This window comes from Streptomyces sp. NPDC057638, assembly GCF_042800315.1.
Classification (GTDB): domain Bacteria; phylum Actinomycetota; class Actinomycetes; order Streptomycetales; family Streptomycetaceae; genus Streptomyces.
In genome coordinates this window covers 1-10,819 of sequence record NZ_JBHVHF010000278.1, presented here as the reverse complement: position 1 = coordinate 10,819, position 10,819 = coordinate 1, and the positions used below count along the sequence as shown (strand labels likewise).

The window sequence follows — 10,819 nt, the reverse complement described above, 5'->3', positions numbered from 1 at the left end:
CCGCAGAGGCGGTCGGGGGCTCTCGCGCGCTATAGTGGGGGTTTCCCTGCTCATCGCTACATGCGGACAGGGAGAAGCTGTTGACCAGATCCTAGCGTGTCAGGAGCCGCTTTGTCAACTGAGGAACTCCAGGACGAGCAGCGTTTCGTCTCCCGGGTCTATGGGCGCCTCGACGCGCTCCGCGAGGAGGCCGAGGCCGCCGTCCGTGCCACCAGCCGCTGGAACAGCACCGGTCTCCAGGCCCGGCTCGAACGGGACATCGTCGTCGCCGAGCACTCCGCCGAGCTCTCCGCGCTCAACGCCGTCGACTCCGGGCTCTGCTTCGGCCGCCTCGATCTGACCGACGGCACCCGGCACCACATCGGCCGGGTCGGCGTCCGCGCCGACGACGCCGAGCGCACCCCGCTGCTCATCGACTGGCGCGCCCCCGTCGCCCGCCCCTTCTATCTGGCCACCGGGCACACCCCGATGGGGCTGCGCAGGCGACGGCACATCACCACCGAGGGCCGGACGGTCACCGCGCTGCACGACGAGATCCTCGACCTCGGCGACACCACCCGTACCGGCCATGAGGACCCCGACGCCGACGCGGTGCTGCTCGCCGCGCTCGGCACCGCGCGCACCGGGCGGATGGCCGACATCGTCCGGACGATCCAGGCCGACCAGGACCGGATCATCCGGGCGCCCCGCGAGGGCGTGCTCGTGGTGGAGGGCGGTCCCGGTACCGGCAAGACCGCCGTGGCGCTGCACCGCGCCGCGTACCTCCTCTACGCGCACCGGGAGCAGCTCGCCCGGCGCGCGGTGCTGATCGTCGGGCCCAACCCGGCCTTCCTCGGCTATATCGGCGAGGTGCTGCCCTCGCTCGGCGAGACCGGGGTGCTGCTGGCCACGGTCGGGGAGCTGTTCCCGGGCATCCGGGCCACCGGCGCCGACAGCCCGGCCGCCGCCGAGGTCAAGGGCCGTGCCGCGATGGCCCAGGCGCTGGCGCGCGCCGTCGCCGGGCGGCAGGCGCTGCCCGAGACCGTCCCGGGCGACGGCCGCGACGACGACGCATACGACTACGAGGCGGCGGGCACGGTCCCCGAGCCCGCCCTGGAGATCGCGCACGAGGAGTACGGGACGCTGCTGCTGGGCCGGGAGATGGCGTACGCCGCCCGGGACCGGGCGCGGGCCACCAGGCTGCCGCACAACCTCGCCCGCCCCCACTTCGCCTTCCAGATCATCGACGCGCTCACCGCGCAGCTCGCCGACCGGCTCGGCGCCGACCCCCTCGGTGGTCCCAATCTGCTCGGCGCCGACGACCTCGCCCAGCTCGGCAAGGAGATCGCGACCAGCGCGGAGGTGCACTCCGCGATCGACGTGCTCTGGCCGGTGCTCACCCCCGAGGAGGTGGTGACCGCCCTGCTGGCCGCCCCTCAGGCGTATCTGCCGGAGGCCGACGCCGCGCTGATCCGGCGTACGGAGGGGCCGTGGACCCCGGCCGACGTCCCGCTGCTGGACGAGGCCGCCGAACTCCTCGGGGTGGACGACAGCGCCGAGCGCGCCCGCGCCGAGGCCGAGCGCCAGGAGCGGATCGCCTACGCCCAGGGCGTCCTCGACCTCTCCCAGGGGTCGGAGAGCTATGAGTTCGAGGACGAGGAGTCCGAGGTCCTCGCCGCCCACGACATCATCGACGCCGAGCGGATGGCCGAGCGCCATGAGGAGGACGACCACCGTACGGCCGCCGAACGCGCGGCGGCCGACCGGACCTGGGCCTTCGGCCATATCGTCGTCGACGAGGCGCAGGAGCTCTCCGCGATGGCCTGGCGGCTGCTGATGCGGCGCTGCCCGAGCCGCTCGATGACGCTGGTCGGCGATCCCGCGCAGACCGCGGAACTGGCCGGGCTCGGCTCCTGGCGGGCCATCCTCGAACCGTATGTCGGGGACCGCTGGCGGCACACCCGGCTCGGCGTCAACTACCGCACCCCCGCCGAGATCATGGAGCTGGCGGCGGCCGTGCGCCGGGAGAGCCTCGCTGACTTCACCCCGCCACGCTCGGTGCGCGCCACGGGAGTGGAGCCCTGGCGGGAGCGGGTCGGGGGCGCGGCGGAGCTGACCGGGGCCATACGGGACGCCATCGCCCGGGAGACCCCCGCCCAGGGCCGTCTCGCCGTCATCGCCCCCGCCGAACTGCACTCCCTGATGCCGGAGGGGCTCCAGGGGCCGCTCGATCTGACCCACCGGGTGGTGCTGCTGGAACCCCGGGAGGCCAAGGGCCTGGAGTTCGACTCGGTGATCGTGGTGGAGCCCGCCCGCTTCACCCCGAGCGATCTGTATGTGGCCCTGACCCGGGCGACCCAGCATCTGGGGCTGGTGCACCTGGGGGAGCTGCCCCGCGCGCTGCGTACCTGACCGGGGCGGTGCTGATCAGCGTTCCGCCGGGGCCAGCCAGAGCGTGGCCAGCGGGGGGAGGGTCAGGGCGAGGCTGGTGGGATGGCCGTGGGAGGGGTGGGGGGCGGACGGGAGGGGCGGGGGGCCGTTGGTGATGCCGCCGCCTCCGTACCGTTCCTCGTCGGTGTTGAGGATCTCGCGCCAGACGGGGACGGCCGGTGGCACTCCCAGCCGGTAGCCGTGCCGGACCACCGGGGAGAAGTTGCTCACCGCCAGCAGCGGGGAGCCGTTCGCGTCGAGGCGGAGGAAGGCGAAGACGTTGTCCTCCGCCGCGTCCCCGGCGACCCAGGCGAAGCCCTCCGGGGCGGTGTCCCGCTCCCAGAGGGCGGGGCTGGCGCGGTAGACCGTGTTCAGTTCGCGCACCAGCCGCCGCACTCCCCGGTGGTCGGGTTCGGCGGCGTACGAGGGGTCCAGCAGCCACCAGTCGGGGCCATGAGCCTCCGACCACTCGGCCCCCTGGGCGAACTCCTGCCCCATGAAGAGCAGCTGTTTGCCCGGATGGGCCCACATAAAGCCCAGATAGGCCCGGTGGGTGGCCCGCTGCTGCCACCAGTCGCCGGGCATCTTGGAGACCAGGGAGCGCTTGCCGTGCACCACCTCGTCATGGGAGATCGGCAGCACATAGTTCTCGCTGTGGGCGTAGACCATCGAGAAGGTCATCTCCCCGTGGTGGTAGCGGCGGTGCACCGGCTCATGGGCGAGATAGCCCAGCGAGTCATGCATCCAGCCCATGTTCCACTTCAGGCCGAAGCCGAGGCCGCCGAAGCCCCCGGCGCCGAGGTGGTGGGTGGCGCGGGTGACGCCGTCCCAGGCCGTGGACTCCTCGGCGATGGTGACCACCCCGGGGCAGCGGCGGTAGACGGTGGCGTTCATCTCCTGGAGGAAGGCGACCGCGTCCAGGTTCTCCCGGCCGCCGTGCTCGTTGGGGGTCCACTGGCCCGGCTCGCGGGAGTAGTCCAGATAGAGCATCGAGGCGACGGCGTCCACCCGCAGCCCGTCGACATGGAACTCCTCGCACCAGTACACCGCGTTGGCCACCAGGAAGTTGCGCACCTCCGTGCGCCCGTAGTCGAACTCCAGCGTGCCCCAGTCGGGGTGGGCGGCGCGCCGGGGGTCGGCCGGTTCGTACAGCGGGGTCCCGTCGAAGGCCGCCAGCGCCCACGCGTCGCGCGGGAAGTGCGCCGGGACCCAGTCGACGATCACCCCGATACCCCGCTGGTGCAGCGCGTCCACCAGGAAGCGGAAGTCGTCGGGGGTGCCCATCCGGGCGGTCGGCGCGTAGAAGCCGGTGACCTGGTAGCCCCAGGAGCCGCCGAAGGGGTGCTCGGCGATCGGCATCAGCTCCACATGGGTGAAGCCGAGGTCGGCGACATAGTCCGGGAGCTGGGCGGCGAGCTGGCGGTAGCTCAGCCCCGGCCGCCAGGAAGCCAGATGGACCTCGTAGACCGAGAAGGGCGCGGTGTGGACCGGGTGCTCGCCGCGGCGCGCCATCCACTCCTGGTCGCGCCACGCGTGGTGGGCGGCGGTCACGATCGAGGCGGTGGCGGGCGGGACCTCGGTACGGCGGGCCATCGGGTCGGCCCGGGTGCTCAGGCTCCCGTCGGGCCGGGTGAGCTGGAACTTGTAGAGCGCGCCCTCACCCACCGCGGGCAGGAACAGCTCCCACACCCCGCTCGACCCCAGCGAACGCATCGGGTACCCGGTGCCGTCCCAGTGGCTGAAGTCGCCCGTCACCCGCACCCCGCGCGCGTTCGGCGCCCACAGCGCGAACCGGGTGCCCGTCACGCCCTGATGGGTCATCACCCGCGCGCCGAGCGCCCGCCACAGCTGTTCATGCCGCCCCTCGGCGATCAGATGGAGGTCGAAGGAGCCGAGCGAGGGGAGGAAGCGGTACGGATCCTCCGCCGCGATTTCGTGGGTGCCGTCGCCGTCGGGCCCGTCGTACGCCACCAGCAGGGTGTACCCCGTGCCCTCCGCGGTCACGGCGGCGGGCAGCAGCCCCGAGAACAGCCCGTCCCCCTCGGACCAGAGCCGGGCCCGTACCCCGGGCGCCACCACCGTCACCGCCCGCGCGAACGGGCGCAGCACCCGCACCTCCACCCCGCCGCCGTCCGGGTGCGGGTGCGCCCCGAGCACCGTGTGCGGATCGTGGTGCGCCCCCGCGAGCAGCCGGGCCCGGTCGTCCCCGCCGAGCGGCCGCGCAGGCGGCGTGCTCTCGTGGCCGGTGTCCCCGTCGTCGTCCGCGGGCCGGGGGGAGGGCGCCGTACGGCGGTACGGGGGCGGGGTCGGCTCTGCTCCGAGGGGGACGGACAGCGCGGGACCGGTGGGGGCGGGGCCACCGGCCGCCGGACCGCGCCGGGTGTCCCGGGCGCGCGGGGAGTCGGTGGGGGAGGAGGTTCTCGGGGGACGGGCGGTCACGGGTACGGCCTCCTGGTCGAGGGAGGGGGGAGAGGGAGGGGGACAGAGAGGAGAGGAGGGGGAACAAGGGGGGCGCCCGGGTCGGGTCAGGGCAGCGCCGTCGCCAGCCGGTCGATGGCCGCCATCGGCACCGGCAGCCAGTCGGGCCGGTGCCGGGCCTCGTACAGCGCCTCGTAGACCGCCTTGTCGGTCTCGTAGGCGCGCAACAGCTCCGGCTCGCCGCGCGGGTCGGCGCCCGACCCCTCCGCGTACCCCTCGCAGTAGGCCGCCCGGCAGCGCTCGGCCCACCCCGGGTCCCAGGGCTGGTGGCTGCGGGCCGCGTAGTCGAACGAACGGAGCATCCCGGCCACATCGCGGACCGGGGGCTGGGGGCGGCGGCGCTCGGCGAGCGGCCGGGCGGGCTCGCCCTCGAAGTCGATCACCGACCAGTGGTCGTCGGCGTGCGGCGCTCCGCCGCGCAGGGTCTGCCCCAGATGGAGGTCGCCGTGGATGCGCTGGGCCCGCAGCCCCCGGCCGTCGCGCGCCAGATCGGCGACCGTGTCGAAGGCCCGGCGCAGCCGGGGCACATAGGGCAGCAGCGCGGGCACCGCCCGCGCGGCCTCCTCCAGCCTGCGGTTCATCGCCTCCACCAGCCGGTCGGTGCGCTGCGCCGAGAGCGCCACGGTCGGCAGCGCGTCGGCGAGGGCGGTGTGCACCTCGGCGGTGACCCGGCCCAGCGCGCGGGCCTCCTCGGTGAAGGGCGCCCCGGCGGCCAGCGCCTCCAGCGCCAGCCGCCAGCCGTCGTGCGAGCCGCGCAGATAGGGCTGGAGCACTCCGAGCGTGTACGGCTGGGGCGCGGTCGACTCCCACCACGCCACCGGGGCCGGGACCCGGCCGCAGCCGGCCCGCGCCAGCGCCAGCGGCAGCTCCAGATCGGGGTGGGGGCCGGGCTGGACCCGGCGGAAGAGCTTGAGGATGAAGGCGTCGCCGTAGACCAGCGAGGTGTTGGACTGTTCGGCGCCCAGGGGCCGGGCGGAGAGCCCGCCGGGGACCGCGGGCGCCCGGTCGTAGCGGTCGAAGCGGAGCGGGCCGAGCGTGCCTGGGGTGCGCAGCCGCTCCCACAGCAGTCCGGCGAGCCGGGGGTCGACGAGGCCCTCGTAGACCGTCCGTCCGGCGAGGGGGCCCTCGCCGGGGCGGCCGATGAGGGCGGGGGCGAGATGGGGCGGCAGGGTCCGGCGCACCCCGAGCAGCAGTTGGTAGCAGTCGCCCGGGGGCGGTTTCCGGCCCGCCGCTGTTCCCGTTCCCGTTTCCGTTTCCGTATCCGTTCCGGTTCCCGCGTCCGTTCCCGTGGCCGGGCGGGCGATGTCCACCAGCAGATGGAGCAGCCCCGGGCCCCGGCCCGTGAGCGGGAGCAGTTCGGTGGCCGAGACGAGCGAGAGGGCGGTGACCGGCCGGCCCTTCCCGGCGAACCAGCGCTGCCGGGGCAGCCAGGAGCGGAGCAGGGGGGCCAGGGAGGGAAGGAGGGCCACGGGGGTCCGGGTGGATGCAGCCTCCGACATGGAATCGCGTCCTTTCCCCGAGATGCACCCTAAATGACGCTGAATGCGCAGAGTGTCCCGGATCATGGCGTTGACTGTCCGGCGGCGCGCGGGGATGACGAGGAGACTGCCCGGTGCGGTGCCGGGGAAACCGCCCCGCGGGAGGTACGGCTCGTCACGTCCGGCTCGTCGTCGGGAGTCCCCGGCGCCGGGGTGAGGAAGCGGGGCGCCGGGGGCGGGACGGAGTGGGGGTGAGCCTGGTGAGGGAGGGTGGAGAGAGGGGGAGAGAGGGGTGGTTGTGGGTCAGGAGGCGGGCTCGGCCGGGTCGGCGCCCGTGCTCGCGCGGACCGCGCGGTCCGCCGGGGCCGGCCAGGAGTGGGGCGCGGTGTCCCGGCGCAGCCGGAACCAGTAGAAACCGTGGCCCGCCAGGGTGAGCAGATACGGCCACTGGCCGATCGCCGGGAAGCGCACCCCGCCGATCAGCTCCACCGGGCGGCGCTCCGCGAACTCCCTCAGGTCCAGCTCCGTCGGCTGGGCGAAGCGCGAGAAGTTGTGGACGCACATCACCAGGTCGTCCTTGTACTCCCGGGTGAAGGCGAGCACCGCCGGATTGGACGACGGCAGCTCGGTGTAGGAGCCCAGGCCGAAGGCGGGGTTCTGCTTGCGGATCTCGATCATGCGCCGGGTCCAGTGCAGCAGCGAGGAGGGGCTGCTCATGGACGCCTCCACATTGGCGACCTGGTAGCCGTAGACCGGGTCCATGATGGTCGGCAGATAGAGCCGTCCCGGGTCACAGGAGGAGAACCCGGCGTTGCGGTCGGGCGTCCACTGCATCGGGGTGCGCACCGCGTCCCGGTCGCCGAGCCAGATGTTGTCGCCCATGCCGATCTCGTCGCCGTAGTAGAGGATCGGCGAGCCGGGCAGGGAGAGCAGCAGCGCGGTGAACAGCTCGATCTGGTTGCGGTCGTTGTCGAGCAGCGGGGCGAGCCTGCGGCGGATGCCGATGTTCGCCCGCATCCTCGGGTCCTTGGCGTACTCCGCGTACATGTAGTCGCGCTCCTCGTCGGTGACCATCTCCAGGGTCAGCTCGTCGTGGTTGCGCAGGAAGATGCCCCACTGGCAGCTGGCCGGGATCGCCGGGGTCTTGGCGAGGATCTCGGAGACCGGGTGGCGCGACTCGCGCCGCACCGCCATGAAGATCCGTGGCATCACCGGGAAGTGGAACGCCATATGACACTCGTCGCCGCCGCCCGCGTAGTCGCCGAAGTAGTCGACGACGTCCTCCGGCCACTGGTTGGCCTCCGCGAGGAGCACGGTGTCGGGGTAGTGGGCGTCGATCTCGCTGCGCACCCGTTTCAGGAAGGAGTGGGTGGCGGGGAGGTTCTCGCAGTTGGTGCCCTCGCGCTGGTAGAGGTAGGGCACCGCGTCCAGCCGGAAGCCGTCGATGCCGAGGTCGAGCCAGAATCTCAGCGCGGAGATGATCTCCTCCTGGACGGCCGGGTTCTCGTAGTTGAGGTCCGGCTGGTGGGAGAAGAAGCGGTGCCAGTAGTACTGCTTGCGGACCGGGTCGAAGGTCCAGTTGGACGTCTCGGTGTCGACGAAGATGACCCGGGCGTCCGGGAACTGCTTGTCGTCGTCGGCCCAGACGTAGTAGTCGCCGTAGGGGCCGTCGGGGTGGAGGCGGGACTCCTGGAACCACTCGTGCTGGTCGCTGGTGTGGTTCATGACGAAGTCGATGATCACGCGCATGCCGCGCTGGTGGGCCGCGTCGACGAACTCCACGAAGTCGGCCAGGTCGCCGAACTCCGGCAGGACGTTGGTGTAGTCCGCCACGTCGTACCCGCCGTCCCGCAGGGGCGAGGAGAAGAACGGCGGCAGCCACAGGCAGTCCACCCCGAGCCACTGGAGGTAGTCCAGTTTGGCGGTGAGGCCCTTGAGGTCGCCGACGCCGTCGCCGTTGCTGTCCTGGAAGGAGCGGACGAGTACCTCGTAGAAGACGGCCCGCTTGAACCAGTCGGGATCGCGGTCCTTGGCCGGGGTGTCCTCGAACAGGTCGTGGACAGGTTCGTTGACGATCATGATGTGGGTGACCCTCCGATCGGCGGGGACGGTCGCAGTACCGCGATGTGCGCGGGCCTGCGGCCCGGCTCCAGGCGCACATAGGCGGATCTGCCCCAGTGATAGGTCTCGCCGGTGAGCTCGTCGCGCACCGGTGCGGTCTCATGCCAGGCGAGGCCGAGTCGCGGCATGTCCAACGAGACCGTCGCCTCCTGGGTGTGGTGGGGGTCGAGGCTGACGACCACGATCACGGTGTCCGGACCCCCGTGCGCGCCCGGCGGGGCGTGCTTGGAGTAGGCGAGCACCGCGTCGTTGTCGGTGTGGTGGAAGTGGATGTCCCGGAGCTGTTGCAGGGCCGGATGGCGGCGTCTGATCCGGTTGAGGCTGGTGATCAGCGGGGTGAGGGTGCGTCCCTCACGCTCGGCGCTCTCCCAGTCCCGCGGACGCAGCTGGTACTTCTCCGAGTCGAGGTACTCCTCGCTGCCCTCGCGCACCGGGGTGCCCTCGCACAGCTCGAACCCCGCGTACATCCCCCAGCTCGGCGCCAGCGTCGCCGCCAGCACCGCCCGGACCGCGAACGCCGGACGCCCGCCCTGCTGGAGGTAGGCGTGGAGGATGTCCGGCGTGTTGACGAAGAGGTTCGGCCGCATCGACGCCGCCGACTCATCCGCCAGCTCACGGACGTACTCGGTCAGCTCCCGCTTCGTGGTGCGCCAGGTGAAGTACGTGTACGACTGCTGGAACCCCACCTCCGCCAGCGCGCGCATCATCGCCGGACGGGTGAACGCCTCGGCCAGGAAGAGCACATCGGGGTCGGTGCGGTTGACCTCCGCGAGGACCTGTTCCCAGAACACCACCGGCTTGGTGTGCGGATTGTCCACCCGGAAGATCCGCACCCCGCGCGCCATCCAGAACCGCAGCAGCCGCACGGTCTCGCGGACCAGCCCCGGCAGATCGGCGTCGAAGGAGAGCGGATAGATGTCCTGGTACTTCTTGGGCGGGTTCTCGGCGTGCGCGATCGAACCGTCGGCGCGGTGGCGGAACCACTCCGGGTGCTCCTTGACCCAGGGGTGGTCGGGTGAGCACTGGAGCGCGAAGTCCAGCGCCACCTCCAGCCGCAGCGCCCGCGCCGTCGCCACGAAGTGGGCGAAGTCCTCGAAGGTGCCCAGCTCGGGGTGGAGCGCGTCATGGCCGCCCTCGGCGGAGCCGATCGCCCAGGGCACCCCCACATCATGGGCACCGGAGGAGAGGGTGTTGTTGGGGCCCTTGCGGTGGGAGCTGCCGATGGGGTGGATGGGCGGCAGATAGACCACATCGAAGCCCATGGCCGCGATGGCGGGCAGCCGTTCGGCCGCTGTACGGAAGGTGCCGGAGACCGGCGGCTGGCCCTCGGCGACCACGGCGCCCTCGGACCGGGGGAACAGCTCGTACCAGGAGCCGAACAGGGCCCGCCGCCGCTCCACCAGCAGCGGCAGCGGACGGGAGAGGGTGACCAGCTCCCGCAGCGGATGGCGGGCCAGCGCCTCGCCCGCCTCCGGCGCCAGCGCGGCGGCGAGCCGGGTGGTGGCCGGGAGCGCGGTGTCGCGCAGCGCGTCCACGGCGGTGAGCACCGCCTCCCGGCCGTCCTCCTTGGGCACCCCGGCCGCCGCGCGTTCCAGCAGCTCGGCGCCCTCGCGCAGGACCAGCGCGGTGTCGATCCCGGCCGGGATCTTCACCGTCGCCTCCCGCGCCCAGCCGGCCACCGGGTCGCTCCACGCCTCCACGGCGAAGCTCCACCGGCCTTCGGCGTCGGGGGTGATCTCGGCGCCCCAGCGGTCGGTGCCGGGGGCCAGCTCCCGCATGGGGATCCAGGGGCCGGGGCGCCCCTGAGGGTCGCGCAGGGCGACATTGGCGGCGACCGCCTCATGGCCCTCGCGGAAGACGGTGGCGGTGACCTGGAAGGTCTCGCCGACCACCGCCTTCGCGGGTCTTCTCCCGCAGTCGACACGAGGGCGTACGTCCAGGACAGGGATTCGACCGATCATGGGCTCACCTGACAGGGATGTGCGGGTGGGAAATCAGTAGTTGTTACTGATCTATTTCGTGTTTGTCAGAATTGCGTCAGTTCTTTGTAACCGCTGGGCCGGTGAAGGTCGGGGCGCGCGCGGTACCGCTCCCCGCCGCGTTCACTCGATGGGCCGAAGCGGCCGGTGGGCGGCGCGGGGGTGCGGGCGGGCCGGGGCCACGGCCGGGCGGGGTCGCCACCCCGGGCTCCGGGCGCCGGTCCTGTGTACCGGATGAGCCTTCCCCCGCTCACCCGTGACGAACCCGGCGAATCCACCCCCGGGAAGACGCCTAGGGAGCCCGGGGGGACGGGCGGGGAACACGGTCCACGGACGGAGCGCGGGCCCCGGCGC

Annotated in this window: 5 protein-coding genes; 1 reads left to right on the top strand and 4 read right to left on the bottom strand. The window is 72.7% G+C overall.

Annotated elements, in window-relative coordinates; translation table 11 throughout:
- The first annotated feature begins 111 nt into the window (after positions 1-111).
- On the top strand, positions 112-2,391 hold the full coding sequence (locus tag ACFVIM_RS27885) for a HelD family protein (protein ID WP_384306803.1): 2,280 nt from the start codon (positions 112-114) through the stop codon (positions 2,389-2,391).
- 15 nt (positions 2,392-2,406) lie between these two features.
- Here the strand turns inward: ACFVIM_RS27885 and glgB are convergent, their stop codons facing one another.
- From glgB to ACFVIM_RS27865, 4 genes are all read right to left on the bottom strand, one after another.
- Positions 2,407-4,848 carry a 1,4-alpha-glucan branching enzyme gene (gene glgB, locus ACFVIM_RS27880; protein WP_384306800.1) on the bottom strand — a complete coding sequence of 814 codons (2,442 nt, stop codon included), beginning with the start codon at positions 4,846-4,848 and terminating at the stop codon, positions 2,407-2,409.
- 86 nt (positions 4,849-4,934) lie between these two features.
- Positions 4,935-6,386, bottom strand: a complete 1,452-nt coding sequence (locus ACFVIM_RS27875; protein WP_384306797.1) for a phosphotransferase — start codon at positions 6,384-6,386, stop codon at positions 4,935-4,937.
- Positions 6,387-6,668: 282 nt separating this feature from the next.
- Positions 6,669-8,444, bottom strand: coding sequence for a maltose alpha-D-glucosyltransferase (gene treS, locus ACFVIM_RS27870; RefSeq protein WP_384306794.1), 1,776 nt, complete (start codon positions 8,442-8,444; stop codon positions 6,669-6,671).
- On the bottom strand, positions 8,441-10,447 hold the full coding sequence (locus tag ACFVIM_RS27865; RefSeq protein WP_384306792.1) for an alpha-1,4-glucan--maltose-1-phosphate maltosyltransferase: 2,007 nt from the start codon (positions 10,445-10,447) through the stop codon (positions 8,441-8,443). The genes treS and ACFVIM_RS27865 overlap by 4 nt, the downstream gene beginning before the upstream one ends.
- Between the last annotated feature and the right edge of the window lie 372 nt (positions 10,448-10,819).